Source organism: Microbacterium sp. Beta, from assembly GCF_005502545.1.
Taxonomy (GTDB): domain Bacteria; phylum Actinomycetota; class Actinomycetes; order Actinomycetales; family Microbacteriaceae; genus Microbacterium; species Microbacterium oxydans.
In genome coordinates, this window is sequence record NZ_SCOG01000002.1 from 228,663 (window position 1) to 253,906 (window position 25,244).

General features: G+C 66.1%; 31 protein-coding genes. 18 read left to right on the plus strand and 13 right to left on the minus strand.

The window, feature by feature from the left end; genetic code table 11:
* Positions 1–49: 49 nt before the first annotated feature.
* From FFS56_RS03820 to FFS56_RS03870, 11 genes are all read left to right on the plus strand, one after another.
* Positions 50–1,114, plus strand: coding sequence for a KTSC domain-containing protein (locus tag FFS56_RS03820; protein WP_137772006.1), 1,065 nt, complete (start codon positions 50–52; stop codon positions 1,112–1,114).
* Between the two features lie 22 nt (positions 1,115–1,136).
* Positions 1,137–1,724 (plus strand): exonuclease domain-containing protein, encoded by a 588-nt coding sequence (locus FFS56_RS03825; protein WP_137772005.1) that lies wholly within the window; start codon positions 1,137–1,139, stop codon positions 1,722–1,724.
* A 134-nt stretch (positions 1,725–1,858) separates the two neighbouring features.
* A complete protein-coding gene (ssb, locus tag FFS56_RS03830; protein WP_137772004.1) occupies positions 1,859–2,434 on the plus strand; it encodes a single-stranded DNA-binding protein in 576 nt (191 codons plus the stop codon).
* 90 nt (positions 2,435–2,524) lie between these two features.
* Positions 2,525–2,902, plus strand: a complete 378-nt coding sequence (locus FFS56_RS03835; protein ID WP_137772003.1) for a hypothetical protein — start codon at positions 2,525–2,527, stop codon at positions 2,900–2,902.
* Between the two features lie 147 nt (positions 2,903–3,049).
* The gene (locus tag FFS56_RS03840; protein WP_249352947.1) at positions 3,050–3,334 is read left to right on the plus strand and encodes an HNH endonuclease signature motif containing protein; all 285 of its coding nucleotides are present in this window, start codon (positions 3,050–3,052) and stop codon (positions 3,332–3,334) included.
* A gap of 185 nt (positions 3,335–3,519) precedes the next feature.
* Positions 3,520–5,646, plus strand: a complete 2,127-nt coding sequence (locus FFS56_RS03845; RefSeq protein WP_137772001.1) for a hypothetical protein — start codon at positions 3,520–3,522, stop codon at positions 5,644–5,646.
* Between the two features lie 2 nt (positions 5,647–5,648).
* On the plus strand, positions 5,649–6,488 hold the full coding sequence (locus tag FFS56_RS03850; RefSeq protein ID WP_137772000.1) for a hypothetical protein: 840 nt from the start codon (positions 5,649–5,651) through the stop codon (positions 6,486–6,488).
* 25 nt (positions 6,489–6,513) lie between these two features.
* Positions 6,514–6,906, plus strand: a complete 393-nt coding sequence (locus FFS56_RS03855) for a hypothetical protein (RefSeq protein ID WP_137771999.1) — start codon at positions 6,514–6,516, stop codon at positions 6,904–6,906.
* A 34-nt stretch (positions 6,907–6,940) separates the two neighbouring features.
* Positions 6,941–7,792, plus strand: coding sequence for an HNH endonuclease family protein (locus tag FFS56_RS03860; protein WP_249352941.1), 852 nt, complete (start codon positions 6,941–6,943; stop codon positions 7,790–7,792).
* A 17-nt stretch (positions 7,793–7,809) separates the two neighbouring features.
* On the plus strand, positions 7,810–9,087 hold the full coding sequence (locus FFS56_RS03865) for a hypothetical protein (RefSeq protein ID WP_137771998.1): 1,278 nt from the start codon (positions 7,810–7,812) through the stop codon (positions 9,085–9,087).
* Positions 9,088–9,115: 28 nt separating this feature from the next.
* On the plus strand, positions 9,116–11,209 hold the full coding sequence (locus FFS56_RS03870; RefSeq protein ID WP_137771997.1) for a DEAD/DEAH box helicase: 2,094 nt from the start codon (positions 9,116–9,118) through the stop codon (positions 11,207–11,209).
* 16 nt (positions 11,210–11,225) lie between these two features.
* Here the strand turns inward: FFS56_RS03870 and FFS56_RS03875 are convergent, their stop codons facing one another.
* Entirely contained in the window at positions 11,226–11,726 is a 501-nt protein-coding gene (locus FFS56_RS03875) for a hypothetical protein (RefSeq protein WP_171010990.1), read from the minus strand.
* A gap of 203 nt (positions 11,727–11,929) precedes the next feature.
* Between FFS56_RS03875 and FFS56_RS03880 the strand changes: the two genes are divergently transcribed.
* A complete protein-coding gene (locus tag FFS56_RS03880) occupies positions 11,930–12,910 on the plus strand; it encodes an ArdC-like ssDNA-binding domain-containing protein (protein WP_171010989.1) in 981 nt (326 codons plus the stop codon).
* Positions 12,911–12,916: 6 nt separating this feature from the next.
* Here the strand turns inward: FFS56_RS03880 and FFS56_RS03885 are convergent, their stop codons facing one another.
* Both FFS56_RS03885 and FFS56_RS03890 read right to left on the minus strand, forming a co-directional pair.
* The gene (locus FFS56_RS03885) at positions 12,917–13,807 is read right to left on the minus strand and encodes a RusA family crossover junction endodeoxyribonuclease (RefSeq protein ID WP_137771994.1); all 891 of its coding nucleotides are present in this window, start codon (positions 13,805–13,807) and stop codon (positions 12,917–12,919) included.
* A gap of 20 nt (positions 13,808–13,827) precedes the next feature.
* A complete protein-coding gene (locus tag FFS56_RS03890) occupies positions 13,828–14,079 on the minus strand; it encodes a hypothetical protein (protein WP_137771993.1) in 252 nt (83 codons plus the stop codon).
* A 151-nt stretch (positions 14,080–14,230) separates the two neighbouring features.
* Here FFS56_RS03890 and FFS56_RS03895 point away from each other — a divergent pair, with 151 nt between their 5' ends.
* From FFS56_RS03895 to FFS56_RS03915, 5 genes are all read left to right on the plus strand, one after another.
* Positions 14,231–14,689, plus strand: a complete 459-nt coding sequence (locus tag FFS56_RS03895) for a hypothetical protein (RefSeq protein ID WP_137771992.1) — start codon at positions 14,231–14,233, stop codon at positions 14,687–14,689.
* A gap of 25 nt (positions 14,690–14,714) precedes the next feature.
* Positions 14,715–15,452 carry a hypothetical protein gene (locus tag FFS56_RS03900; RefSeq protein WP_137771991.1) on the plus strand — a complete coding sequence of 246 codons (738 nt, stop codon included), beginning with the start codon at positions 14,715–14,717 and terminating at the stop codon, positions 15,450–15,452.
* Positions 15,449–15,808: a hypothetical protein gene (locus tag FFS56_RS03905; protein WP_137771990.1), complete on the plus strand. Its 360-nt coding sequence runs from the start codon at positions 15,449–15,451 to the stop codon at positions 15,806–15,808. The genes FFS56_RS03900 and FFS56_RS03905 overlap by 4 nt, the downstream gene beginning before the upstream one ends.
* Before the next feature lie 7 nt (positions 15,809–15,815).
* Positions 15,816–16,247: a hypothetical protein gene (locus FFS56_RS03910; RefSeq protein ID WP_137771989.1), complete on the plus strand. Its 432-nt coding sequence runs from the start codon at positions 15,816–15,818 to the stop codon at positions 16,245–16,247.
* Between the two features lie 269 nt (positions 16,248–16,516).
* The gene (locus FFS56_RS03915; RefSeq protein WP_171010988.1) at positions 16,517–17,029 is read left to right on the plus strand and encodes a hypothetical protein; all 513 of its coding nucleotides are present in this window, start codon (positions 16,517–16,519) and stop codon (positions 17,027–17,029) included.
* Positions 17,030–17,063: 34 nt separating this feature from the next.
* On the opposite strand, the gene FFS56_RS03920 is transcribed toward FFS56_RS03915, so the two are convergent.
* The 7 genes from FFS56_RS03920 to FFS56_RS03950 all read right to left on the minus strand — a co-directional run bounded on the left by FFS56_RS03920 (position 17,064) and on the right by FFS56_RS03950 (position 22,375).
* A complete protein-coding gene (locus FFS56_RS03920) occupies positions 17,064–17,243 on the minus strand; it encodes a hypothetical protein (protein ID WP_137771987.1) in 180 nt (59 codons plus the stop codon).
* Between the two features lie 26 nt (positions 17,244–17,269).
* Positions 17,270–17,947 carry a tyrosine-type recombinase/integrase gene (locus tag FFS56_RS20420; RefSeq protein WP_171010987.1) on the minus strand — a complete coding sequence of 226 codons (678 nt, stop codon included), beginning with the start codon at positions 17,945–17,947 and terminating at the stop codon, positions 17,270–17,272.
* Positions 17,948–18,349: 402 nt separating this feature from the next.
* A complete protein-coding gene (locus FFS56_RS03930; protein ID WP_137771985.1) occupies positions 18,350–18,745 on the minus strand; it encodes a hypothetical protein in 396 nt (131 codons plus the stop codon).
* A 112-nt stretch (positions 18,746–18,857) separates the two neighbouring features.
* A complete protein-coding gene (locus FFS56_RS03935) occupies positions 18,858–19,058 on the minus strand; it encodes a hypothetical protein (protein ID WP_137771984.1) in 201 nt (66 codons plus the stop codon).
* Between the two features lie 188 nt (positions 19,059–19,246).
* Positions 19,247–19,699 carry a WhiB family transcriptional regulator gene (locus FFS56_RS20910; protein WP_137771983.1) on the minus strand — a complete coding sequence of 151 codons (453 nt, stop codon included), beginning with the start codon at positions 19,697–19,699 and terminating at the stop codon, positions 19,247–19,249.
* Between the two features lie 2 nt (positions 19,700–19,701).
* Positions 19,702–21,912, minus strand: a complete 2,211-nt coding sequence (locus FFS56_RS03945; RefSeq protein ID WP_137771982.1) for a helicase C-terminal domain-containing protein — start codon at positions 21,910–21,912, stop codon at positions 19,702–19,704.
* Positions 21,913–21,937: 25 nt separating this feature from the next.
* Entirely contained in the window at positions 21,938–22,375 is a 438-nt protein-coding gene (locus FFS56_RS03950; protein WP_137771981.1) for a hypothetical protein, read from the minus strand.
* Between the two features lie 476 nt (positions 22,376–22,851).
* On the opposite strand from FFS56_RS03950, the gene FFS56_RS03955 reads away from it, so the two are divergent.
* Entirely contained in the window at positions 22,852–23,628 is a 777-nt protein-coding gene (locus tag FFS56_RS03955) for a hypothetical protein (protein WP_137771980.1), read from the plus strand.
* Between the two features lie 197 nt (positions 23,629–23,825).
* On the opposite strand, the gene FFS56_RS03960 is transcribed toward FFS56_RS03955, so the two are convergent.
* From FFS56_RS03960 to FFS56_RS03970, 3 genes are all read right to left on the minus strand, one after another.
* Entirely contained in the window at positions 23,826–24,266 is a 441-nt protein-coding gene (locus tag FFS56_RS03960; RefSeq protein ID WP_137771979.1) for a hypothetical protein, read from the minus strand.
* The gene (locus FFS56_RS03965; RefSeq protein WP_137771978.1) at positions 24,266–24,583 is read right to left on the minus strand and encodes a hypothetical protein; all 318 of its coding nucleotides are present in this window, start codon (positions 24,581–24,583) and stop codon (positions 24,266–24,268) included. Before FFS56_RS03965 ends, FFS56_RS03960 begins: the two co-directional genes overlap by 1 nt.
* Positions 24,584–24,771: 188 nt before the next feature.
* Complete coding sequence (locus FFS56_RS03970) at positions 24,772–25,242, minus strand: hypothetical protein (protein ID WP_137771977.1); 471 nt, start codon at positions 25,240–25,242, stop codon at positions 24,772–24,774.
* Positions 25,243–25,244 lie beyond the last annotated feature (2 nt).

Below are 25,244 nucleotides of genomic sequence, written 5' to 3' on the forward strand. Positions count from 1 at the left end.
CGGTCTCCGAGAAGTCCGAGTTCCGGGTGTAGCCGGGCGTGCTCTGAGCATGGTTTCGATCGATGCGAACGGCGACATCCACGACGGCCGCGGTCAGTACGCGGGACACATCCGCACCGGACCGGCGGGGTCGCTGTCCGATGCAGACCGCGCGGATATCCAGCTCCTCCTCGACCGGCGTCGACAGCTGCAGGATCGTGGGTACCTCCCGGCGGTCGCCACATGGTCGACGTCGACGAGCGCGCGATCGGCGGAGGGCATCGAGGAGTGGCACGAGCAGGCGAGGCGGAACGCCAGCGTCGGTTCCGGGTATCCGCTGATGCCAGACGACTACATGCCGGGGCAGCAGAGGAAGGCTCGCGGGCGGTCGGTCGGAGGGAACCTTCGGGTCCCGCGGCGACTGTACGAAGGCGGCGGTCTCGCACTCCGCATGTATGACGTGAGCACGGTCCGTCAGTTCGCCGCCGAGAACGGCGGCACCTTCGAGATGCCCATCGAGCTCGAAGGGCAGGCAGGGAACTCCATCATCGGGCACGTGCGCGTGACGAAGAACGGTCCGGGCCAGTGGTCCGTCGAGCCCTTGGGCTTCCCGGCGAACGTCTCGTGGCGGGCATCGGAAGCCGTCACTAGCATCCTCGAGTCCCGGCGTCCCGCCCATGCCCTTCGAGAGGCTGGAGACCTCCTCGAGCGGCACAAGCAACGTCTGGCGAAGGCAGGCGCTGCCATGGAGACCGACAGGCTGAACTCCTCGTGGGTCCGCGGTGTCGGATACAACCGGGCGTCCGAGGAGATGATCATCCAGCTCGGCGATCGCACATACGGATACCGAGTCGATGAGTCGATCTACCGTGCCGTTCGCGAGTCGTCGTCCGTCGGGGGCCAGTACAACGCGCTCGTCAAGCACAACGCGGCGCGCGTTCCCGTCGAGCAGTGCGGCGACTGTCGACGGTGGTTCAACGCCGACCGTGGGCACCAGTGCCGACGGCACACGGCACCCACCACGGTGGTGACCCCGTACGACGCCCTAGTCCGCGCGCACGTGGCTGTAGAAGCCGGCGAAGCATCCTTCGACGAACTGCTCTCCGCACGGGAGCTCTACAACGCGCGGGCGTGAGATCACCGGGTATTTGAGGCCCATGACAGAGCACAAGCATGGGCCTGCAGCGTACGTCTGGACGGACTACGAGACCACCGGGCTCGACGAGAGGCATGATCATCTGCTGGAGGTGGCGTTCATCGTCACCGACAAGGAGCTCCGCGAGATCGACCGCCGTTCATCGCTGATCCGGACCACCGATGAGGCCTGGGGGCAGTTGAACTCGAACGAGTACGTCAAGCGCATGCATCACGAGAGCGGGCTCTGGTACGAACTCGCTCTGAAAGGGTGGGATGCGCCCACGCTCGGATGGGTCGACCGGGACACCAGCGCATGGCTGTCCGCGCTGGCAACTCCCGGTGAGACGTTGAGGATGGCAGGCGGGGGAGTAGCGAACTTCGACTGGCCGTGGACGAAGCTCCACCTCCCGGAGGTAGCCGCACTGCTGCACTACCGGCCGCTGGATATCTCGATCGTCGCCCAAGCATTCAAAGACGCCACGGGCTCGACCGCGATGAGCAAGCTCAATAACGGCGGTGCGAAAGCGCACCGGGCACTTGCGGACATCGAGGAGGACCTCGGGGTCGCGCGTACTGCGTGGGATCTGCTTCGCAGGATCCCCGTGTGAAGCATTCCCGTCCAGACCGGGTATGTGCATGGCAGAGGCCGCATCCCCGCGGCGTCTGACCCTCCACGAACCGAGTGGATGGGTGGTCGCAAGGAGAAAGGGAACCCACGGGTTTCCAGAACGGAACTAGAGAGATGAACGAGACGAACGTGGCGGTCGTGGGGAATGTGACGGCGGATCCGGAGCTGCGCTACACGCAGAACGGCATCCCCGTGGCGAACTTCACCGTCGCCTCGACGGAGAGGGTGTTCGACCGCGAGGCGAACGCGATGAAGGACGGCGACACGATCTTCTACCGCGTGGCCGCATGGCGCGAGCTCGGTGAGCACGTCGCCAACTCGCTGGCAAAGGGCCAGCAGGTTCTCGTGCTCGGCAAGCTCAAGCACAAGCCGTACCAGACGCGGGAGGGCCAGACGGCGTACTCGCTGGAGATCGAGCCGACTGCGATCGGACCCAGCCTGCAGTTCGGCACCACGGTCTTCACCAAAAGCGCGCCGAAGGGGCAGCAGGCAGCTCAGCCGCCTGCTGGCATGGCTCAGCCGGTCCAGCCGGCGGCACCTGCGCTGACGGCTCCGGTCGTGGCGACACAGCCTCAGGCCGTTCCGCAGCAGCAGTACGTCCCCCAGGCAGCTCCGGTTCCCCAGGGCGCCCCGGTCCCGCAGGCGGTGCCCGCCGGCGGTGTCGAGGCCATGTCGGACGACCTGTTCTGACCGACTGAGCGAAGCCCCGGAATCCCCGACGGTTCCGGGGCTTCGTCGCGTCAAGTCCACATACACGGGCGCGCCGGGCGTGTGCGGTACATGACGACCGATCGACACGGAAACCAGCATCGCGGCGAGGGGCCCGGGGGTGGGCAGTTCGCCGGACGAGAGCGCGCGGAAGCCGAAGGCACGCTAGGGCCCGCCGCAGAGCGTGTGCATCGCCGGCCCCTGAGCATCGCCATTCTCGAGCGTCGCGACCCAGAGGGCGGGTTCGATGTCGCACTCGACGCACCGACGGGACGCATCTACCTGCACAACGGGCAGAAGCACCGTGAGAACGGTCCAGCCTACGAGGGCATCGATGGCGAGCAGCAGTGGTGGCAGGACGGCGTTCTCCACCGCGAGGACGGACCCGCCGTGATCCATGATGACGGCGTCGAGGAGACGTGGGTCCGCGGGGAGCCCATCGCGATCTGACACGAGGTGTTCGCAGGGCTGGACAGTATGTTGCCGGTCGACCCATGGATCCTCGCCGCCGTCGTCGCTCTTGCGGTCCTGACCGTCGTAGTCCTCATCGCTCGTCGACGACCTGGCGCGCGCGATGAGCGGCGCATGTACACAGCCATGGAACGCGCGCAGGGGTTCGGACGGGCCGCCCAACAGTGTGAGTACGACCGCTGGTTGCTCTGGCGATGCACCCGAACGGCGCAGCACGGCGACCACTTCTATCCCTGGTCCAGAGGTGGCGCAACGAGCATGCGCAACTTCGTCGCAGCCTGTGGGCGATGCAACACCAGCAAGGGCGCGAGAATCCCGACATCGACGCAGCGGCTTCGGATCGAGCGCAGACGGAGGAAGTACTTCCCGGCGGGCACACCCGTCGGTGTCGGTGAGTGGGTGAGGGCATGAGCGAGAGCACGGGAAGCAACGCGAGCAGCGGAAGCTCGAAGAACAACGGGACAGACGACGAGTCGTCGATCGGCGCTTCCCCGGGCAATCCCTCCGCGGACGCCTCGAAGCCAGGGCGTGAAATGCGAGCTAGGACGCACGGAGCAACCGGCGGGTCAGCTGCGCGGAAGCACGCGGACGAGCAGATGAGGCGACGGCGCGAGCAGTCGTGGTCGTCCTCCTCGAAGGCACCCGGTGGCGCATCCGAGGGGTCGAGCAGCGGGCCTGGACGTTCGGGACGTGCGGGGTCAGGAATCGGCGGCGCGGTGGGAGCAGCGGGCGGAGCGAAGGCCGCCGGAACGACGAGCAAGCTCGGCGCCGGCTTGGCGAAGAACGCCGCCGGTGCGGCCATCAGCAAGATCGGTGGTCCGAAGGGCGCGAAGCCCTCCGGCGATGATGCCGGTTCGGAGGGCAAGCAGGCGCTCAAGGATGTTGCGGCCGGTGCCGCTCAGGGAGCACTTCAAGGCGCTGCGGGTGGCGTGGCCGGTGCAGCAGCGGGCGCCGCCAAGGGAGCCGCTGTCAGTGCGGTCCGCAACCGGACGACCCGACGGGTGATCATCGGTCTCGCCGTGGTCATCGTTGCGGTCATGGTCGGAGTGCTGACCCTTCCCATGATGCTCGGTGGTGCGTTGGTCTCCGCGCTCGGCGGGTCGCAGGAGCAAGGTACAACCCGTTCGGTGGAGCAGTCCGAAGACGAGAACGTACGGCCAGGCGAAGCGCGCCAGATCGGTGACGAGCACCAGCTTCCCTGGTACTTGGTGGCCAGCATCCAGGCGCAGATGAAGGAAGGGAAGTCCGTCGACGAATGGTCGGCCGAAGTCGCTCGTGAGTTGGACAAGGTCGACAAGGAGAGGCGCCATCGAGACCTTCGCACGGGGGGACTCGCATACTCGGACAAGAGCTATCTGGTGATCCCGGCCGCGGACACAGACCCCCGTCATCAGGCAGCCGAGCAGGTCCGGGAGGTGCACCTTCAGGCGCTTCAGGGCGTCGGCTTCACCGAGGGGGAGGCCGGACAGATCTACGACCGTGCCCTCTCGTGGGCTCTTGGCGAGGACCAGTGCACCAGCGGCGGTGGAGACTCTGGTCAGATCGTGGGCGACGAGTGGGTCTACGGCGGGGAGACCTACACGAAGGAGCAGGTCGCGATCATGCGGACGATCATCGGGATCGCCAAGGCGATGCAGCCCGGCAAGGAGCAAGAGGCTGCGATCATCGGACTGATCACCGCCAGGGTAGAGAGCAGATTCCAGAACTACGCCAACGACGGCGTCGTCACAGACCTGGACCGCTCGAACACGCCCGCCAGTCAGCTGGAGCACTACAGCAAGCTCGAGTACTCGCTCACCCTGCCGCACGACGCTGTCGGCACGGACCACTCCAGCGTCGGGATCGTCCAGCAGCAGGTGATCGGAGGGTCCTGGGGCACGGTCGGGGAGTCCGACTGGAAGACCGATATCGAAGGCGTGATCAAGCGCCTGATGAACCCAGCGTTCTCGATCGCACGGTTCTACGAGGCGATGGGCAAGATCCCTGGGTGGGACACGCAGCCACCAGGCGACGTCGCCCAGGACGTCCAGGTCTCCGCGTTCCCGGACAAGTACGAGAAGCAGATCGAGCTCGCCAAGGCAATCTGGCAGCAGTTCGGCGCCGACACCCCGGCTCTTGCCCTGCCTGATGGGATCGGCGGGATCGGGTCTCCGGAGATCGACGACAAGCCGGCTGGCTGCCGCGGCGGAACCGGTGACGGCACGGTGCCCTCCGGAACGGATCAGGAGCTCGCACAGGAGATCATGGCCGCGGCCGCCGCCGGGAAAGTGCTCTGGTGGGAACCGGCCGCGCGAGACCAGATCGGCGCGTACGCGAACGGCGAGAAGATCTCCCCTGCATGCACCCTCGACACGGGCGTCCTCCAAGCGCTCGTCATGGCGACACGTATGTACGACGTGTTCTCCATCAACTCCCTCAACCGCCGCTGTGTGGACGATCACGCCGGCACAGGCACCGCGAGCTACCACTGGAAAGGGAAAGCGATCGACTTCGGGCACTTCAACGGGATCCAAGTCACCGGCTCTGACCCCGAGAGCATCCGCTTCATCCTCGCGTTCGACAAGGTCGCGCCCAGAGACTCCGGCGTCGGCCAGCTCGACTGCCGCGGGTGGCAGAAGATCACGACGATGCGCGAGTTCAAGGACACATGCCACCACCTGCACATCGAGATCGGACTGAGCAGCACGACGCTCGGCGACACCCCCGCGAAGCCGGAAGGATGACCATGGTCAACAATCGAGTCCTCAGGAACATCCTCGCGGCGGCGGTGGCACTCAGCGCCTCGATAGCGCTGACGAGCTGCTTCGCGCCGTCGCCGGAGCGCACCGAGACACCAGCACCCACCGTGACGGCTGCGCCGAGGCCAGAACCCGCGCCGGGGAAGACAGAAGCACCGTTCGATCCGGCCGGCGTCACTACCGGAGAGTTCGCCCCTCTCGCGCTGCCTCCCGAGATCCCTCACGGACTGCTGACAGGGCCCATCGACCCGGAATGGCTGCAGCCCGATCAGCCCGAGATGGCCGAGATGTTCATGGTGACGATGGCCAACCATTCCTCGCCGGACGTCTTCCCCTCCGTCGCCGTGTCGATCGACAGCATCAGCGAGAACCTCCCATCGGGTCCCGAACGCGATCTGGTGACCGCATGGACCGGCGCGGAACCCGGTGCGCCGGCCGCCGCCCCGGACGTCTACGCCATTCAGAAGGTCGTGCTCCGCATCCGCGAATTCGCCCGGAGCGGGACAGGGGACATCACGGCCTTCGAACCGCTCCAGTCGATGAGGTTCCTGAACTTCGCAGGCGAGAGCGTCGAAGCCTACCCCGGAGACGGGCAGTTCGGGTGCTCGGCACTGGCGACACCGTTCGCTGAACACGGGCTGGAGACGAACGAGACTGTCCAGCTGTGCGTGTACGTCGCGGCGAGCCCCGCGACGTTCAACCGAAGCGAATGGGTGACGTCCATCATCACCGACAGCAGGCCGGACGCGGTCGTCGGGACATGGGGTAGCGGATCGAACACGCTCGTTGTGACAGACAAGCGTCCCGAACGGCCTGACGGCGAGTAGACGCCGCGCCGGGTATGTGACCTGCATGGCACCTCGCAAGCCCGCACCCCCAAAGACGTTTCAGCACAGCGTCGACGCACCGGAGCCCTGCAAAGCTGCCCAGGTCGCGCAGCTCGTCATGCGGCGCCTCAAGGTGGGCACGTGGGGTCAGGTCGTGGAGCTCGCCACGCGCGAAGACATCCGATTGCTCGTGCGCCTCACACCGGAGCAGCAGGCCCTGCTCGACCGGTACTCTTTCATCCTGCCGTTTCTGAGGGTGAAGCCGACCATCACGGTGGCAGCATGCGCCGCGTGCGGACGGTACGGATTCACCGGACCCGGGAGTTTGCCCACGCGGTGCTACTTCACGCACCGATGCGATGGGAAGCTCGTTCGGGCGCGGTCCACGGCCGCGGCCGCAGCGAAGGACGCCGCATGACCACGCGGTTGCGAGGACTGGGTATGTGGCGGGCATGAGAGGAACGAAGCGCAGCATCTCCATGGAGCAGATCGTGACGAGGCTCGTTGCCTTCGCGGCCGTCGTCGCGGTCGTGATCGTCGTCGCCGTGCAGTCGCCCAGGTGGTGGCCAGCCGTGGCAGAGCTTCTGGGGATCACCACCACTGAGATCGCCGAGCAGGTGCCCGGTGACGACTGGAACGTGCCGCTCCCCGACGCCACGGTTCCTGAGAACGTGCCGACGGTCGAGGAGGCGTCGCAGGCGGTGCAGGCCGCGTGGGAGAAGGCGCAACAGGGAGACATCGTCCCCTCCGACGTCCCCGGCCTGGACGGAATCCTTGCCTCCCTGCAGCCACAGAGCACTTCGAGGATTCCCGACTACGACCGAGACCTCTTCGGGACGAGCTGGTTCGATGTCGACGGCAATCTCTGCGACACCCGCAACGACGTCCTCCAGCGCGACATGCGAGACATCCACCTCGCTGCCGACCAGTGCAAGGTGATGTCCGGCGTCCTCGACGATCCGTACACGGGAAGCGCGATCAGCTTTCAGCGAGGTGAACAGTCCTCTCAAGCAGTTCAGATCGACCACATCATCCCCCTCTCGTACGCATGGAAGCACGGAGCTTGGTCGTGGGATGACTCCGCAAGGCTTGCATTCGCCAACGACCCAGCCAACCTCCTCGCCGTCGACGGGCCGACGAACAACGGGAAGGGCGACAAGGGCCCCGCTCGTTGGATGCCGCCGAACGAGTCGTACCGGTGCGTCTATGCGACGAAGTTCGTCACCGTTGCCGCAACCTACGAACTCCAGATCAGTGAAGACGATCGCCAGTCGCTGGCGGCGACCATCGCCTCCTGCAGCTGAGCCCGGAGAGTAGCAACGTGAGCACGAGCACATCCGAAGTGAAGATCAGCCTCCATCGGATCTGGTGGCGGCACGCGTGGGTCCTCTGGGAAGGCGATCCCCTCACCTTCGAGGATCACCGACCGTGGACCCACAAGCGCCCTGCAGCGACCATCGCAGCCGCGACCTTGGTCACCGCGTCTGCCCTGGGGGTGGTGATCGGACTCGGACTTCCCGAGTACCTCGCCGCCATTCCTCTCGTTGCCGCGGCCGCGCTCGGCTCCGCCATCTTCTCGGCAGAGATGAGATTCGCATCCTGGACCAAGAGGAACATCGCCACCGAGCCGCTCGATGACGCCCTGCGAGGCCCCGGTCATCACCATCGCCTCTTCAGCGCCGAGCTGCCAGACGGTCGCGACGCGGCTGCCGCGGTCGCCGATGCACCAGGACTCGTGCGCCGGTATCTGCGCGAGCATGGCATCATCCTGAGCCGTGCCGCGCGTCGCACAGACCAGTGGATCTCAACCAGGGACGCCCAACGTCGTCAGCCCTTGCTGGGGATGTTCGAAGCCGTCGAACGGTTCCGCGTGGTGAGCGAAGAACGCGGAGGATTCGGTGAATGGGAGGACCAGTTCGCGGAGCTCAGTGGCGACCCGGCGGACGAGGACCAGCGGTATCTCGACGCCTGTGGCGACGTCGTGGAAGCCGCCAACCGGCTCATCGAGTCTCTCCCCGGCGCGGTCACCGCGCCGACGGTAGCACTGAACACGCACGCCGCGCTGGACCGCCGTTCCTTCGATCACGTGCGCTCAGCGGGAACTGCGCAGTCTGAGGAGGCGCAGGGCGAGAACGACCTCCCGGAGGATCCCGAAGCGCTTGAGCGGCGCCCGCCGACTGCCAACGCCGCGCAGATCGCGAACTTCTACCGCCTCCACGGCGCGGAGCGACTTCGTGATCTGCGGCTCAGTTCCGGCGTGACGGCTCTTGAGCTGCTGCTCACGCTGCCGGGACTCGCGATCGGCGGATGGCTCTACGCTTCCGGTGCGCTGGCATGGGTCGCACATGAGCTTCACACGTTCCCGGCCATCGGATGGATGTTCCCTCCCGAGATCACCACCGTCGCACTCGCGTTCGCTTCGGTGGCAGCATACGGATCCGCGGCACACTCGTTCACTCGTTCCCGAACAGGCCGCGCCTTCGCCGGCGGCCTCCGGGACGTGATGGGGTTCCTGATGACGGTCACGCTCATGATCGGAAGCGCCACCGGAGTCATCAGTCAGTTCGTCGGCCCCGCCTTGGACCGCACCCCTCTGTAAGACATCCACGGCCGGGTATGTGCAGATCATGCCTGCACAGATCCTTGCCGGGACGACGGGCCTCGCGACGGTCGACGGCACGATCACCGAACCCGCGATCCTCGCCCGCATCCACCCCCGGCTTCCGCATCCACAGGAGCCGAGCTTGCTGATGATCGACTGGGTCAAGCAGCGCTGCAACGCCCGCTGGGTCGCCGCGGAGCAATCCTGGAGGATCCATGGGCTCGGCACGCTGACGCCACAGCAGACACTCGCTGAAGCCGGGATCACGGTCGACTGGTCCACCTGCCCCGAGCCGCTCCGGGTCGCGCCGTCGCTGAACGCCCTCGCGATGCCGCTCGCGAAGCTCCACAGCAATGGGCGCCTGGTGATGGTCCGCCACCGCCTCGCTGGGTACGACCTCACGAAAGAGCTCCTCGGCGCCGGTGCGATCTGGGATAAGGAACGGGAGCTGTTCTGGACCTACGTCGCTGACGTCCTCGACAAGAACGGCGACATCCGACCCGGTGTGATGTGGCCTGAGGACGCAGTAGCGGCCGCCTATCAGATGAGGACGCTGCCGAGCGTTCCAGAGGCACTAGCCCCGCTTGCGCGACATCTCTCCGCAGCGCTGCACATCAACGACATCCCTGGCGATCAGGTTCGGCGGATCGCCCCTGCCGGTCTCCCTGTCACTGCTCGCGACCCTTACGACTATCAGAAGGCTGGTGCTCTCGCTGTCGCCGCTGGGCGATCCTGCCTCTTCGACGAGCCTGGCCTCGGCAAGAGCCTGCAGGCGCTGCTCGCGGTCCGGATGCGTGACGCGCGGAGGACGATCATCGTCTGCCCGCCTCTCCTGACCACGAACTGGGCACGGGAGGCGGACATGACCGGTTTCGGTTCAGTTGCGGTGTTCCGCTCTGGGCGGAAGGAGCCTGCACTCCCCGATGAGGGCGTCGTCATCATCGCCGACAGCATGCTCGCGGCTCGACCCGCCACAGCCGAACGGCTTCGAGCCTGGGCGCCAGACGAGATGATCGTCGACGAAGCGCACCGTCTTAAGACCATTGGATCGAAGCGCTCTGAGGCGGTGCTGAACGTCGCGACTCGAGTACGGAACGCGCCGATCGCACTCACGGGCACCCCGATCTTCGCGGCACCGCATGAGCTGGTGCCCGTGCTCGAGCTCACGCGAATGCTCGCGCCGGTCTTCGGAGGCCGCGGGCCCTTCCTCGAGGACTTCTGCACCCAGGACCGATTCAACGGCTGGCACGCCCGGAAGTCCGCGCTGCCGCGGCTGAAAGCACTCCTCGAGCACTACGTGTGGGTGCGCCGGCGGAAGCGGGACGCCCTTCCTCAGCTCCCCCTGAAGCAGCGGACCAACCTCCCTCTCGACGTGCAGCTCACCGGCTACCGGAAGGCGCACAAGGACGTCATCGCGCGTGTGCAGTCGTGGGTGACCTGGTTCCGCAACGAGCATGGCCGTGACCCGGAGAAGCCTGAGATCGAGGAGTACGCGAAGACCGCCTCCTTCGAGATCGTCAGTCAGCTGCGACGAGCGGCGGGCCTCGCGAAAGTCGACGCGGCGAAGGAGCTCATCCAGGCTCACGTCGACGCAACAGGGTTCGCGGAGTCCGGCGGCATCCGCCGGTGGAATCGCCCTCTGATCGTCTGGACTCATCACCTCGACGTTGCCGCAGCGCTGCTGGACGCCTTGCCGCAGGCGGAGGCGATCATCGGATCGACAAGCGACGCAGCCCGGGACAGCATCGTCGACCGCTTCCAGGATGGGCAGATCCCAGTACTCGTGGCCGCGATCACGAAAGCCGGTGTCGGCTTGACGCTCACGCGCAGCTCAGACTCCATCTTCGTTGAGACGGACTGGACGCCGGCTCTGATCGTGCAGGCCGAGGATCGCACCAACCGCATCGGAGCGACGCAGGCGTCGTCCTATACGACGCTGGTCGCCCTGGGGACCCTCGATGAGGCCGTGCAGCGCGTGCTGGCTCGGAAGTCGAAGGTACTCGCCGCCCTCGGCGACAACGACTCGGTCAACACGATGCCGGAAGAGGACATGGTCGGCCTGATGGAGATCGCCATCCTGGTCATCGAGGAAGCGATCCGCACGTCGTCCCGGGCGTGATGCCATTGGAGGCGCATCACTCCTCGGTGAGCACCGGAATGCCGTTCTCCTTCGCCCATGCGGTGTATGCCCGGCGGTAGGCCCGCTGCACCGCTTCATGGTGCGCCCAGTACTCGGGCTCGCTCCAGCTCTCGTCGTTCTCGTACCCGTCCTTCTCGTACTCGAGATAGACCTCCCACGCGCGCTCCCCGAGCTCGTCACGCTGCGCATCTGTGAGCTGCGCTTCGCGTTCGGCGCCGATGACCGTCTCGACATCGAATCCGTCGTCGACCGACTGCCGGAACGCGCCACGGTCGCGGACGACGCCCGCAAGTCCTAGGTGGAGGCGCGCGGCGTCGATCGCGAGATCGAAGTCCCTCTCGGAGTACTCCAGGTAGTTGACCACCTGGACGGAATCGCCCTCCAGCTCCCCGCGTTCCCGAAGCGCCTCCTGCATTCGATAGGCGCTCTGCACAGTGACGTCGTATGCGGAGCGGAGCTCGGCTGTGTCCATCGAGCGGATCTCGCCGTCGCTCATGCCTTGTGGGCCCCCGTCGATCTCCCAAGTCGAAGTCGGGCGTCGCTCCAGACCTCCATCCGGTTCGCTCCGGACGTGTCCGTCGAACCGGCCGCTGGAGTCGTGGATGTTGCCGTGAGCATCTGTGGTTCCCATGCTCGGTGAACGCCCGGCTCGGTGCCAGCGCTGGCCACTGCTGCGCTCAGGCCGGGCGTGTATCCACCATGGCGACGATCGACGAGCAGGGGAACATCCACGACAGGGCCGGCCGGTTCGACGGACATGTCCGCACCGAGCCCGAGGGAGCGCTCGGGACACTTGAGCGTCCCACGTTCACGGGATACGCCAGCGTCCAGGAGAAGGTCGAAGCGATGCGGGCCGAACTCGCGGACGCCGTCGACCGGCTCAGTGACGACGAGGAGTGGAACAGATTCCTCGACACCATGGGGAAGTTCCACCGCTACAGCTTCCAGAACCAGGTGCTCATCATGATCCAGCGTCCTGGAGCCACCCGCGTCGCGGGATTCCAGACCTGGAAGAGCCTCGGCCGCAGTGTCCGCAAGGGTGAGAAAGGCATCGCGATCCTCGCCCCGAAGGTGGTGAACGCCAAGGACGACGATGGCAACGTGGACCTCGATTCGAACGGCAAGCCCCGCAAGAAGGTCGTCGGGTTCACGTCCGCGACGGTCTTCGACATCTCGCAGACCGAGGGTGAGCCGCTCCCGGAGGGGTATCACTCGTTCAGCGAAGAGCCCCCTCCCGGATTCACCGATGATCTCGAATCGGCAATCGCTGCTCAGGGGTACACGATCTCGTACGAGGAACTGAGCGGCGGCAAGCAGGGGTACACGACGATGAGCGCGCCGCACCGTGTCGTGATCGACTCGACGCTTGCGCCAGGGGAGCGCGCGAGGACCCTCGCGCACGAGCTCGGACACATCATGTGCGGCCACACCGGGGAGGAAGAGACTCGCAGTTACTCGACCGACCACGGCGGCAAACGGGGCGAGATGGAAGTCGAGGCGGAGAGCTTCGCCTACGTTCTGTGCCGCATGAACGGGATGCAGGCGCACCAGCGCACAGCCAGCGAGTACGTCGCCGGGTGGCAGGCCTTCGAGCCGGACGCGATCCGCTCCGTCGGGGAGAGGCTCTCGAAGGCGTTCAAGCGGACCATGGAGCTTCCCTGGCAGAACGCGCGGGAGTGAGAGCGCTCAGTCGAACAGATCCGCGACGGGAGACTCAGCGGGTGCACCGAGGGAGATCGACGGCGCCTCTGCTGCGAGCCGGCGCGCGAGAACTACGTTCACCGATGTGAGGGACCCGAGATCGGCGATCGCCTGCTGTGCAGATGTGAAGGGCTGCCCCGGGAAACTACTCAGCCGCCGGGCACCGTCCTCGATCACGAGCAGCACCGTCTCGTCGGGACGGCGCTGCGTGCGCTTCACCGCGCGAGCGACCGCTGCCACCAGCTCGCCGTCACGAGCTTCCGACCGCACGACGAATCCTGCTCGCTCGGGATCGAACTCCTCCGTGCTCAGCGCGATTGCAGCAGCGACAGGGGCGGGGATGGCACGTCGGGGGAGATGCCTACCCGCGAGGACGGACAGTGGCTCATCCGCCCATGTCGACTCGGCCTCGATCCTGAAGACGCTCACTACCGCACCTGGTGCCGGCAACTCCCAGTCGTAGCCGACCTCAGGGTTGGGCACGGCATACCGGTCCCGTGCCCAGATATCGACCACGACGCTGTCGTCAGTGATCACACCGGCCGTCGTCAGGGCGTCATCGGTGCTTCGGAGCAGCTTGTCGAGGTCGGGTGTCGTCGTCGGCACTGTCCGCCGCGATTTCGGGTGCCCTTTCGGACGCGGAACGTAGAACTCGACCGTCAAGAACACCGGTCCGTCGATTGGCCGGAAACCCGGAGATCTGCGGATCGCTTCCACCGCGGCAGCGACGACGTCCTGGCGCCACGGTCGCACCTTCGACGAAGACTCACCGAGAATCGCGCGACCCTGAACGTAGCGCTTGACCTCCTTCGAGCCCTGAGGCGCAGGAAGGCCACGAACTGTGAACTGGAGGTCAGGTTCGACGAGCGGGGTCATGACCCCCACATACCCGGTGGCTACAGGGCCGGAGCCTCAGCAGCATCAAGCTCCGGATGCCCGGGCTGCGATTCGATCCAGAACTGATCGCACTCGGCGAGAAGGCGCGCGAGACCGGGGATATCTGCGGCATCCGCGGTGAACGTCGAACCATCCGGCGACTCGAGTGTGAAGGTTCCCGTGCCACCGACGGCGATCTGAGCGGTCGCGCGCAGCCCGCTGACGTCATCGGTCGTCTGAAACTGCGTCAGGAACGTCACCGTCTTCGCCATCGCACCTCCCGGGTGATCTCCCTACAGGGTACGGCGACGCACTGTCGTTCTTGTCGAGACGAACCGATCTCATGGAGATCAAGGCCGGAGCGGAGCGAGCGCCGGGCGTGCAGGAGGTGGGCAGCACAGATCCAGGACCGGAGGAGTCGGCATGATCATCCGCCAGCAACGGGGCGCGCCGGGCGGCCACGGTGGTGAGTTCGCACCGCATCACCGTAGCGATCCTCTCGGCAGCCTCGGAGAGCCGACGCCGGACACCATTGCGCGGGCGTCGGCGTCAGGTGTGCAGGTCGTGTACGAACGCGACCCACGCACGGGACGTATCCGCATCGTCGTGCTCACCCTTGACGAGGAGCTCAGCGCACAGGACGGAGCCGAGGCGTGGGTTGAAGAGGGGCATGTCCTGACGCGGACGCCGGCCACCGTCGATCTGGAGCGAATTGCCCCGGTCATCGCCAGCCAAGCGGCTGAGCTCGGAGCTGCTGCGGACCGTCACGAGGCGATCGCGTGGTTCCTCGCCGAACGGGAGGACCGCAAAGACCCCTTCCTCACGCGAGGTGAGCGAGGCCGCGGCGGCGAGCTGCCGGCACACGCGATCCCGCTCGGATGACTCAGATACCGGGGATGTGAACACCATGACGATGATCGATGGGAACGGTGCGATCCACGACACTCGGGGGCGGTTCTCCGGGCATGTCCGCTCGCAACCGGACGAAGACGGCCTGGCCACGACGTCGGCCAGGAGAACGCTCAGCCGCACGACGAATGGTCTCGTCGATTCGTGGCTGTGCGACCTGGAGATCCCGGCGGGGGAGGAACCCACGAGAACACAGATGCGCGAGTTCCTCTCAACGGGGCGAGCAGTCGAAGTTGAGCGCTTCGGGGCATGGTCGGGAGCGTACGAGGGTACCGAGTGGGCGTACGACTCGGAAGAGGCAACAGCCGCCGCCCGGGAGGTCTCGGAAGCTCTCGCTGACGGGCAACAAGGCAAGCTGACCGCAGCGGACTACCTCTGGGACGGGGACCGCGTCGATCTCTCTCGGATCGTCACTGAGGAACAGTACGACGAAGAGTTCGCGGAGTGGGCTCGCACGAACTTCGCCACCGTCACGCGATCCTGCAGCGCGGGCGACGGCATGACGGAGATCTCGCTCAAGGATCGCTCGGAGACCGTGCTCGTTGCGTCCGGGACTGCGCTCCCTGTCGTCACCGTCCGGTTCCGTGGGCAGGAACGCACCGAAAGGTCTGTGCTCATCGAACTGCGCAAGGACCACGGCATCCGTACACGACCGGTCGACGGACTCGACGCCGCGGTTGCAGCTGCAGGGCTCTCGCCCGATCATCCGGATTTCCCCGAGAAGGGACTCTCATGACCATCACGACACGTGTGCCGCGTGGAGTCTCCTCACACGGCGGGGAGTTCACCGCGCATCACCGAACCGAGGCCGACGGGACCCTGGCGCCCGCCCAGCCCACACCGCTCGAGACGTTCCGCGACGCGTCGCCGAAGAAGCAGGCGACCATGATGGTCGATGCCCTCGACCGATTCGACGCGCTGACCCCGCTGCAGAAGATGGAGGAATGGAGGCGCGCGGGCGACAGTAAGCTCGCGGTCGTCTTCACGGCGCACTCCCCGGAGGACTGTGCGCGATGCGGTGGTTACTGGTTCCTCGAGCGGGACGATGAGCAGCCGTACTGCCCACAATGCGCCGGCATGATCGAGCGGTGAGCGGACGATGAGCACCGACGCCAACGGGAACATCCACGACGTCGCCGGCAAGTTCGCCGGCCATGACCGCAGCGCCCCAGAAGCGGGGCTGGCGACAACCGCAGAATCACCTGCCGGGGTGCGGTACCGGCAGGCGGCAGCGGAGTTCTGGGAGCAGCAACTCCCGGCGATGCTCGAAGCCAGGAGCCGCGCCCAGGACGCGCAGCTCGACCTCGCGCGCGCCGAGGCGGTGATGCTGAACCCGAAGGCGGTGCAGATGCGCTTTGCCTGGCGAGACGACGACCGCCTCGGATTCCCCGATGAGATCTACGATGCCGAAGGCGAGCCCCTCGACATCACCCTGGACACTGAACTGGACCTGTTCGACGACTACGACGAGGCACGGTCGCGGTTCTTCCTCGACGAGGAAGGACGCTTCATCATCCCGATCGAACAGTGAACCCGGGCCGGGCAGGGTATGTGAACCCCATGGGAACCGGCATCCTTCTCCTCGTCATCGGATTCATCGCGGTCATCGCCCCCGAGATCGTTCTCCTCCCTCTCAGCCAGGTGCTTGCTCTTGATGCGCGGACGACTGTGCAGCTGAGCGGCTTCGTGCTCACCATCTGCGCGGTCTTCCGCGCGGTCCTCTGGGTCCTCCGGCGGAGGGAGGGGCGCGCTGCCTACTTGCGGTCAGGGCCGGTTGCACTCGGCGCGATGGGAACAGGGGTGGCCGCGGTGGCCGATCGAGGCCACCTCGAGACGATGCCGATTCGAGCTCGGCATGAGGCTGCCCACGCTGTGGTCGCCCTCGCTTTCGGGATGACGGTCCACCGGGTCGACATCCTGATGCGGAACAATTCCGGCGGGCAGGTCCACTGGTCCGCCCCCGATTCGACCCTTCGTGCTCCGGTCGACCAGATGTGGGCGAGGATCGTGATTGGACTCGCGGGGATGGTCGTTGAGCATGGCGACGACATTCACGACTCCGGGCCCGACGACGATATTCGGAACGCGATGCTGTGCGCGATGAAGATCATCTGCATCGGTCGCCGACCGCACTCCTACCAGAACGGTGAGTTCACGGTGGAGGGCATTTTGACGGCTGCCTCGAAGGAAGCAGAACGGATCCTCGATCGAAACGCTGAGATCGTCGAACGGATCCAGACTCGGCTCCTGGAACCCGACTCGCTGGGGCTGATGGGCGCCGACCTTGTTGAGTTCGACGTGGGCCGGGTCTGAACTGGCCCGCAGCCGGAGATGCCGGGCGAGGAGGTCATGCCGGGATCGCGTCGAGAACGGTCAGCGCTGCATCCACTTCGTCTTCGAGGTCGACGGGAATTCGACCATCGTTGCAGGCCTGACGGAGCTGGGCTGCGAACTCAGCGGCGGTGAGGGGCTGGGCGACGAAAGCGTCGAGGATGCGGTTCGGTGCGGTGGCGAGTGAGGTGTCCATGCCCACCACATACCCGGTGTGTCAGATCAACGCTCCCCGAGGTATGCCGCCTGCGCGACCTTCTCCGCCGACACGCGGCGATAGATGCCGACGGAGGCGAGAGATCGGTGACGGGTGACTTCGGCGATGTCGCCCTCGGCGACGCCGGCGGCCGCGGAGAGTGTCACGAACGTCGCCCGGAACGAGTGCGATGAGAACCGGTTCGCCTCGTGCTCATCCAGCCCGATGCCGATCAGGCGCTTCCGAAGCATTGCGGTGATGACTTCGTCGGGGTTGCGCAACGCCTCGAAGGTGGTGCCGTTCGACCCGCGCACCCGGGGGAAGAGGGGCGAGTCCGGTGTGGCACCGCTTGCGCGGTAGAACCGCGTCCACGCGTTGATCTTGGAGACCGGGTCGAGGGCTCGCGCGCTGGCATCCGTTGCTCGCTTGATCGGGATGTCTGCTCCGACTCCGGTCTGGTCTGTCTTCGACTTCCGCAGATGCAGGACGAGCCCGTCGATCGTCGCCGCTGGCCGGAGGTCGCGAAGCGTCAGCATGGCGACGCTACTCGCACGGAGCGCTGCGGCTGTTGCAGTGGCGATCAGGGCGCGGTCTCGCAGGTCACGGGCAGATGGGTCCCCGGCGTGCTCATAGAGGCTGCGGAGGAGATCCAGCGTGAGGGGATCTGCCTGACGCACGGGAAGGTCGGCTTCTCGCCTGGCCATGCCATGGAGGCGAAGTGTGATCTGTGGATGGGCGAGGGCTGTGATGGTCGATAGGTCGTTGGACCTCATCGCGCGCCAGCGGATGGCGTGGATCGCCTGGGCGGCTGTCGAAGGTTTCACTCCAGACTCGACACGATCCGCGAGGTGAAGGATCAAGCCAGCGACCCAGCGGTCGCGCTCTGGGCCAGATTCTTCAGGGCACAGGGCCGCGAGATCGTGCGCCTGCGCCCAGACCCACCACGAACGCCAAGCTCGGTCATACGTCCGCCGGGTGTTGGCTGACACCGCCTCGTCCGCGAGGTCCATCGCCGTCCTGACGATGCTCGCATCGACTGACTGCAGTGGGGCCAAGGGGTTCGTGGTCATGATCGCAGGATAGGCGCCGGCGCGGATTCTGGGCGGTCACTGGCCGAGCGAGGCGAGGAACGAGACCGCGGCTACAAGGGCGGTAGGGAGGACGAGACCAAGACATCCGGCAGCGACCGTCATCCGGACCTTGATGCGGTAGCGGTGGTGCAGGCGACGTTCAGCGGCGAGCATGCCGATCGCGGCGTTCAGCGCTTCGTCGAGATCATCCCTCTCAGTCGGCAGGATCCCATAGAGCCGATTCTCGGCAGCATCGGCCTCATCGAGTCGGCCGCGCCGCTCGGCCCGAGCGGAGTCAAGAACATGGCCGACGGCAGCATCGATCACCGCCTCAACGGTGGTCAGCTCGAGCTCGACCACCGAGTGCTCGTCGTCCACCTGGTGCGTGACGATCCGATCGAACTCGTCGTCGGCGTCGGGAATCTCATCCATACCGACCACATACCCGGTCGTCGCTGTGCCTCATTGGACCGCATAGGTAACCGGGCGCAGCGATCTATCCGGGGTAATCTCACTTATCCCGAGCCGGGTTATCCCGGGTAGATCAGTGACCGCGGTGGGGATGTGATTGGGCAGGAGCGTTGTCGGCGATAGCTTCGCGGACTTCGGTGACGACCATCTGAGCGAGTGTGGAAGTCGAGCCCCACCGTGCGCATACTGCTTCGAGATCTGTGACGAGCGCCTCGAGTCGTTGCTCGCTTGTCGGTCGCAGCCCCTGTTCGGAGGTGTCCAGCAAGGTAGTCATGTCCTCACCTCCTCTCCCAGGTGTCAGCGTGCGACGAAGATGCTCGCGACCATCGCGAGGTTCCAAGCGGCGACGGCGGTCGTGATCGGGCCCCAGAAAACCCGCCGGACCGTCCGGCGAAGCCGGTAGTACCGTGCAGTCCCTGGAGACGGTGCCGTAATCTTCATGCTCACCACATACCCGGTGCGTCAGGCAGCTGCCCGCCGGTCGCGTGCGCAGGTGCGGCACTCTCTCACTCCGCGCTTGTTGACGTAGACGTTCTCGGATGTGAGGTCGTGGCCGCGGCCACACATATCGGCGAGTCGCCGCGGGCGCCGCGCCGTCACGCCTGACGCCTTCCGCATCTTCCGTCTCTCGGACTCCGTCGTGCCGCCCCAGATGCCGAACGTCTCGCCGGCAGCGAGGGCGTACAGGAGGCAGTCCTCGCGAACCATGCACCGATCGCAGACCTCCTTCGCCCGCTGGGCGGTCTTCCCGGAGTTCTTCTCCGGGAAGAAGAGATCGGGGTCCGTCTCAGCGCACAGTGCTTCTTGGGTCCACGGCTGGGGCTCGATTAGCGCCGAGCTGTCACTCCACGCCGTCGGAGGAGCAGCCCCTGTCCTCGAAGCGAGGACGGTGCCGAGGCCGTTGTGTTCGTGCATGATCAGACTCCCCTCGAGATGAGCCACCCGACTGCAGAGTCGGTGGAAGTGAACCGATTGCCGAGCGCGCTGAACGCGCCCATGTACAGCGACCGCGTGATCTCCGGGTAGGCGAGCTGCGTCTTCAGCAACCTCAGGTCCAGGCACGCGACCATGCCGGTGTCGGATTCGGAGCGGATCAACCGGCCGGCGGCCTGAGCAAGCAGGAGCGCGGCATCAGCGGCGTAGATGAGATGAGACGAGGAGAAGCGGTCCAACTGAAGTCGCTCCACCAGATCGTCGACGCGGGCTTCATCGGACGGGTTCTTCGGGCTGCGCGGCACCCGGTCGATGATCACGAGCGAGCATGTCTCGCCGGGGGCGTCGACCCCGGTCATCAGGGACTTCGTTCCCACCAGGACGCTGCCGACATCGGCGCGCCATTCTGCAGTCACGGCTCCCGTTGTCTTCGCGTCCCACTGGGTGTGCACACGGATGCCGCGGGGAAGGCGCGCGCGGAGGGCGTCGGCGTAGCGTCGACCGCTGGCGGAAGTGGCGGACAGGACCAATGCACGACCCGCGTTCCCTCGAACGAGGTCGACGATCTGATCGGTACACCATTCCGCATGCCTGCCGACGTCGAACTGCGGCTTGCCGTACCGGCCTTCGCGGGTGACCTGGGAGAGGTCCTGGCCGGTCAAGTGGGGGATGAACAGCGCGCTGCGCTCATATGCGCGAGCAAAGGGGGTCGGGTAGGCGGTTGCTTGGGCGTTGAGCCCGGCCTGCTGTGCGAATCCGGCGGGGATGGTGGCGCTCAGTGCGAAGACCGGCAGGCGTCGGGACTCTCCGTCCTCCTCCAGCACAGTCCAGAGGTTGTCCTGGAGGAGCCAGCCGACGGAGACCGGCTTCACGCAGCCGACGAGCCATGCACGTCGGTTCTCGTTCGGCTCGGAGTGTTCGACCCACCGGGCCCACCCGCTCCGATGCCGTCCGATCTCCTTCACCAGGGCCGGCATCTGAGCGAGCCTGTCCGAAGCTGACGCGGCACGAATCTGCTTCGTGACGTCCCGGCTGTGCGTCATGGATTCGAGAGCGGCCATTCCGCGCTCGGCCCAGACCTTCACACGGATGTCCTGATCTGCGAGCGGAGCATCGTCTGGTCGCAGGCGTCGGGTCTCATCCGGTTGATGCCTGTGCGGGGCGAACGGCCGTAGCTGATCGTCGATCTCGCCGGCGATCACCTCCGCTTCGTCCATCCACGATCGAAGAGTCGACGGGGAGCCCGCGGCCCGATACGCACGAGCGGCCGCCGTGAGCAGGATTCCGCCCGAGAGCTTTGCCTCGCCTTGGCTGCGTACCGCTGCAGGCAGCTCATGTGCCTCGTCGACGATCACGAGGTCGAACGTTCCGAGGCGTTTGCCGCCGGTGACGATCCGAAGGCGCTTTGCCGCTTGGACAGCGAGCATCGAATGGTTCGTGATGACGAAGTCAGCTCGGGATGCTCGGTCCTTGGCGAGCTCGAGCCGGCTCGTCACCCCGAAGCGGCTGCCGTCGTCCGCCTCGCTCGACGACGCCGAGACAGCACGCCAGCCATCCTCCGTGTGCGGCATCGGGCAGGTGTGGCGGTCACCTGGCTCCCGATCGGTGAGGTGTACGCGGAGTGCCCACCTCACCAGCTGAGCGAACTCGCCGGGATCGCCGACGTCACCGAGCTCTACGAGGTCTGCCCTGTTCGGGATTAGGGTGTCGAGTCGGCTGGCGAGACGGACGAGGTCGTGATCGTCGGTTGCGAGAAGCACCTGGGCGGTCGCGATCGCCTTCGCGGGATCCGCGTAGTTGTTCGCACCGCGGAGAAACGCCACACGCACGGTCGCTTCGGGATGCGTCTCGGCGAGAGCGACATGCATGGTCGGCACGTCCTTGTCCTCCATCTGGCCCATCAACGACAGGGAGTGCGTGGACAGCAGCGTCCGATGACCGGATCGCACAGCGGCCCGGAACGCGATCGAGAGGGTGATGAACGACTTGCCGGACCCGGTGGGAGCCAACGCGATGACATCGCGGTCGTGCTCGAGAGCTGAGATCGCATCCAGGTAGAGCGCCTGCTGGCCTTCGCGTGGCCGCGCGTGAGGGAGACCTGTGGCGCTTCGCACAGCCGCGACGAGCAGGTCGAGGTCCTCGCCCTCGTCCTGGGGAACCGGGGGAGCGTCCGTCGCGATAGCGGTATGTGCCATGCAGCGCACATACCCGGTGATGAAGTCAGTCAGCCTGCCGGAGGGCGCGGACGGCGACGGAACGGTCCATGCCGTCCATTTCGACGAAGTCCTCGGCGTCGACCTCGTCTGGGGATCCGCGGAATGCGCCGACCACGCTCATCGAATCCGCGCCGATCTCTTCGTCGTACTGATCGGAGAACTCCGCCGCGGCATACTCGGCAGCAGCGTCTGCGGACTCTGCCTCGATCAGACGCGTCTCGTGATCATCCCCCTGCACCACCCACGTCAGCTTCCTTCGATTCCCGTGAGCGGCCTGCAACGGATCAAGCGCGCCGAGCGATGCCGGAACGGGAACGGGCTCAGCATCCGGGTAATGGGCGAGGAGCTCCTCGGAAAGGGAGCGTTCGGGGTCGATCCTGATTCGTCCGTCGAACCGGCCTGTGCGGTCGTGGCTGTTGCCCTGCTCATCGATTCGTCCCATGACCTTGGTGCGCCCGGCGACGTGGCCCTCATGGCACCGGGTATGTGCCGGGCATGGAGACGACCCGCGACGCAACACAACGCAGGAAGACCGCAGCTGACGAAATCCGCGCGGCCGCATCCCGGGCAGCCTCGGACCCAGCTGTCGAGCATGCGGAGCGGCTGCGCATCATGGGCGTACTGCTCGACCCTGACCTCGAAATCGTCTCCAGCGCCGTCCGCTCATACGGCACATTCACGCAGATTGAGCGGGACCGGGTCCAGGACTACGTTGTGCGATCTCTCGAACGAGTGATCCTCGGCACGGGCGGGCCTCGTGAGCTCGGGGAACGGCGACGAGTGGAACTCGCATCAATCTCACGAGCGCCAATCGCGTGGGCATCCAAGTACGCCCGCTCCTGCGTCCCCGGTGGCATCACGGAGATCAGGCGCGCGCGAGCGCGCAGCGCGGCGCCGGCGTCCTCGTCGAACGGGTGGATGCCACCGATCCCCAGTGCCGAGGAGGCTTACCTCGAATCCTGTGAGAACGCAGTCATCACGGAGATCGCGGATCGTATCGAAGCGTGGGACCGCAAGAAGATGCTCCCGCACGAGATCGAGCAGGAGACCGCCACCGAGTTGCTGCGGCTGCACGGACTGCCGAAGCCATTCACCGCGGATACACGAGCGCGGCGGAGGATCTCCTCCCTGCTCGATCGCGAGGACGCGACTGAGATGCTCGCGCGTTCGCTGCTCCACATGCTCGCGATCATCGAAGGCCGAGTCGTCCCTGCAGGCAAGGACCCAGATCATGACCTCCTGGACCTCTGGGTCGACTACACCGTCGACGACGCAAGAGTTCTCCTTGAGGAAGGGCCCCTGGTGATCGCCGCGATCGTCCGAGGAACCGTCGTGATGCCCTCCCGGCCGAGCGAAGCCCAGCGCCGTGAGCTGCGGCGCGCCGCGAAGGGCCTATCGTCCGCGCGCGGGTGGTCCAGCCTGATGCAGCAAACGGAGGCCGCGTGGGTGGCGGAGCATTTCGCCCCCCGGAGTGCGCGCGACAACAGGAGCCCACTCAACGAGTCTCAGGCAGAACGCATCCGCGCCGCGGCGGCTGGGCACTGGGAAGAGTCGGCGATGGCTGTTCTCTCGTTCAAAGGACAGCCGCTGGGGCGGCACGTGCAGACGATCGCTGACGTCAGCGACTGGTTCTTCGGCGCCCTCGAGATGGTGCGCTCGGATGGGTCGGAGCTTCGGTTGAAGCAGGCGGCCTGACGCGAACCAGACCCGGCATCGGCACCGTTCACCTGAGCTAGCCCGCTGGTGAACGACAGCTTCGGCCGGCGTCTTCTCCGCGCGCTAGTGGAGACCGCCGAACATGAGCGAAGGCGGTCAAGCCGAAGGCAGGGCGATCTCGGACGACGGCGCGAGGAGATCACGATGGGCCGGCATAGACGTGGGCCCCGTCGGTGTCACGCGGCGTCCGCGACGAACCACGTCACGGGGCCGATGGAGCTGATCGATCGCAGGAACGAGGTCTCTGTCGAGGGATCGAGCCAGACGATCGAATCGCCGACAGGCTGAGGACGATCGGTGAACGGCGCGTACCCAGTCGAGATCAGGATCAGCGGGATGTCGGAGTCCCAGCGCTCGAAGGCAACGGCCTCTCGCACACGGTCGTGAAGGAGCACCGTGAGAGCGTCCTCGTCGAGGTCGTAGTGGTGGGCGACATCAGCGAGGATCGTGGCCTGCACGGCATTCGCGTGGTCGGCGAGGAAACGCGCACGGAGCACAAGCCGCTGGTCGTCTTCGGCATCCGCATGTCCGTCGATCACTCCATCGACGAGTTCCGACGCGGTCTGCGCCTCGGTAATGCTGGCGCTGGTGTTGTCCAGCAGGGCATGTCCGTCCATCACGCGGCCTCCAGCTCGAACTGCAGCATGCCGTCGCAGGGAGACAGGAGATCCATGCTCCCGACCGTGACCTGCAAGGAATCGACGCCGGCCTGATAGCCGAGGTGCGCGGCCACCCAGCGGGTCCACCACGCCGGGCGCAGCACGAAATCGCTCATCACCACATCGTTCGTTCGGATCGAGCGGAGCGCCCCATCCAGGGCTTCCCTGCCATCGGGACGCTTGATGGCGACGAGCTCTTCACCGCGGACGGCCTTCGCGCCGAGCTGCACTCGTTCCCGTCTGCTCCACGCGACGATGTCGGTTGCGCCGACCATGCGAGGAACGTTGTCCGCGCGAATGGTGACGGCCCAGCCATCGAACCGGTTCAGGGAACGAAGGAGCCGATCGAAGTTCGGTCGAAGGGCGGCGGCCCCTGGCCGTACATGCGGGAGGTCTGCGATCGCAAAGGTGTATGACATGTGTGGGGTACGCCCGGCGAGGCTGGCTCCGTGGTTCTGAGTGTTCACGGGAGATTCTCCCTTCCTGGTCCGAACAGCTCGAGTGCGCGTTCCGCCCACTCGGCCGTAGTGGATTTGCTGGGGATAGCCGTCTGCGGTCCGGAGATTCGAACGAGCAGGACGCCTGCCGAACGGCCGCCGTCTGCGATCCGCCTCAGGTGGTGAATAGCTTCGGCCCAGTCTTGGGCGACAGGGATGTCGTGGATCAGGACCATGACGGGGGCGACGGGGGCACCCGGAGGGAGGATCAACGTCCGCGCATCCATCAGATCGGTCACTTCGGCGAGCACCCGACTCGCTGCAGCAGCGTCCGTGCTCAACGACCGCAGCCAGGGCTCTGCCCAGGCGTAACTTCCACGGGCGTCGGGAGCGATGACGTGAACATCGGCGCCGGCGTCGATGGCGTCGATGACGACGGAACCGATCTCGGCATCGACGGACGGCGACGCCTTCTCGGAGCTGACGCTACTGATCATGC

Coding starts and splice junctions, on each gene's coding strand:
- FFS56_RS03840 (WP_249352947.1), top strand. CDS start 3,050: ATGGAACGCGCGCAGGGGTTCGGACGGGCCGCCCAACAGTGTGAGTAC.
- FFS56_RS03910 (WP_137771989.1), top strand. CDS start 15,816: ATGAGCACCGACGCCAACGGGAACATCCACGACGTCGCCGGCAAGTTC.
- FFS56_RS03845 (WP_137772001.1), top strand. CDS start 3,520: ATGAGGCGACGGCGCGAGCAGTCGTGGTCGTCCTCCTCGAAGGCACCC.
- FFS56_RS20420 (WP_171010987.1), bottom strand. CDS start 17,947: ATGGCCAGGCGAGAAGCCGACCTTCCCGTGCGTCAGGCAGATCCCCTC.
- FFS56_RS03875 (WP_171010990.1), bottom strand. CDS start 11,726: ATGAGCGACGGCGAGATCCGCTCGATGGACACAGCCGAGCTCCGCTCC.
- FFS56_RS03945 (WP_137771982.1), bottom strand. CDS start 21,912: ATGGCACATACCGCTATCGCGACGGACGCTCCCCCGGTTCCCCAGGAC.
- FFS56_RS03885 (WP_137771994.1), bottom strand. CDS start 13,807: ATGACCCCGCTCGTCGAACCTGACCTCCAGTTCACAGTTCGTGGCCTT.
- FFS56_RS03900 (WP_137771991.1), top strand. CDS start 14,715: ATGACGATGATCGATGGGAACGGTGCGATCCACGACACTCGGGGGCGG.
- FFS56_RS03955 (WP_137771980.1), top strand. CDS start 22,852: ATGCCACCGATCCCCAGTGCCGAGGAGGCTTACCTCGAATCCTGTGAG.
- FFS56_RS03950 (WP_137771981.1), bottom strand. CDS start 22,375: ATGGGACGAATCGATGAGCAGGGCAACAGCCACGACCGCACAGGCCGG.
- FFS56_RS03960 (WP_137771979.1), bottom strand. CDS start 24,266: ATGGACGGACATGCCCTGCTGGACAACACCAGCGCCAGCATTACCGAG.
- FFS56_RS03825 (WP_137772005.1), top strand. CDS start 1,137: ATGACAGAGCACAAGCATGGGCCTGCAGCGTACGTCTGGACGGACTAC.
- FFS56_RS20910 (WP_137771983.1), bottom strand. CDS start 19,699: ATGCACGAACACAACGGCCTCGGCACCGTCCTCGCTTCGAGGACAGGG.
- FFS56_RS03970 (WP_137771977.1), bottom strand. CDS start 25,242: ATGATCAGTAGCGTCAGCTCCGAGAAGGCGTCGCCGTCCGTCGATGCC.
- FFS56_RS03820 (WP_137772006.1), top strand. CDS start 50: ATGGTTTCGATCGATGCGAACGGCGACATCCACGACGGCCGCGGTCAG.
- ssb (WP_137772004.1), top strand. CDS start 1,859: ATGAACGAGACGAACGTGGCGGTCGTGGGGAATGTGACGGCGGATCCG.
- FFS56_RS03920 (WP_137771987.1), bottom strand. CDS start 17,243: ATGGACACCTCACTCGCCACCGCACCGAACCGCATCCTCGACGCTTTC.
- FFS56_RS03880 (WP_171010989.1), top strand. CDS start 11,930: ATGGCGACGATCGACGAGCAGGGGAACATCCACGACAGGGCCGGCCGG.
- FFS56_RS03835 (WP_137772003.1), top strand. CDS start 2,525: ATGACGACCGATCGACACGGAAACCAGCATCGCGGCGAGGGGCCCGGG.
- FFS56_RS03905 (WP_137771990.1), top strand. CDS start 15,449: ATGACCATCACGACACGTGTGCCGCGTGGAGTCTCCTCACACGGCGGG.
- FFS56_RS03860 (WP_249352941.1), top strand. CDS start 6,941: ATGAGAGGAACGAAGCGCAGCATCTCCATGGAGCAGATCGTGACGAGG.
- FFS56_RS03935 (WP_137771984.1), bottom strand. CDS start 19,058: ATGACTACCTTGCTGGACACCTCCGAACAGGGGCTGCGACCGACAAGC.
- FFS56_RS03895 (WP_137771992.1), top strand. CDS start 14,231: ATGATCATCCGCCAGCAACGGGGCGCGCCGGGCGGCCACGGTGGTGAG.
- FFS56_RS03930 (WP_137771985.1), bottom strand. CDS start 18,745: ATGGATGAGATTCCCGACGCCGACGACGAGTTCGATCGGATCGTCACG.
- FFS56_RS03890 (WP_137771993.1), bottom strand. CDS start 14,079: ATGGCGAAGACGGTGACGTTCCTGACGCAGTTTCAGACGACCGATGAC.
- FFS56_RS03870 (WP_137771997.1), top strand. CDS start 9,116: ATGCCTGCACAGATCCTTGCCGGGACGACGGGCCTCGCGACGGTCGAC.
- FFS56_RS03855 (WP_137771999.1), top strand. CDS start 6,514: ATGGCACCTCGCAAGCCCGCACCCCCAAAGACGTTTCAGCACAGCGTC.
- FFS56_RS03965 (WP_137771978.1), bottom strand. CDS start 24,583: ATGGTCGGCGCAACCGACATCGTCGCGTGGAGCAGACGGGAACGAGTG.
- FFS56_RS03850 (WP_137772000.1), top strand. CDS start 5,649: ATGGTCAACAATCGAGTCCTCAGGAACATCCTCGCGGCGGCGGTGGCA.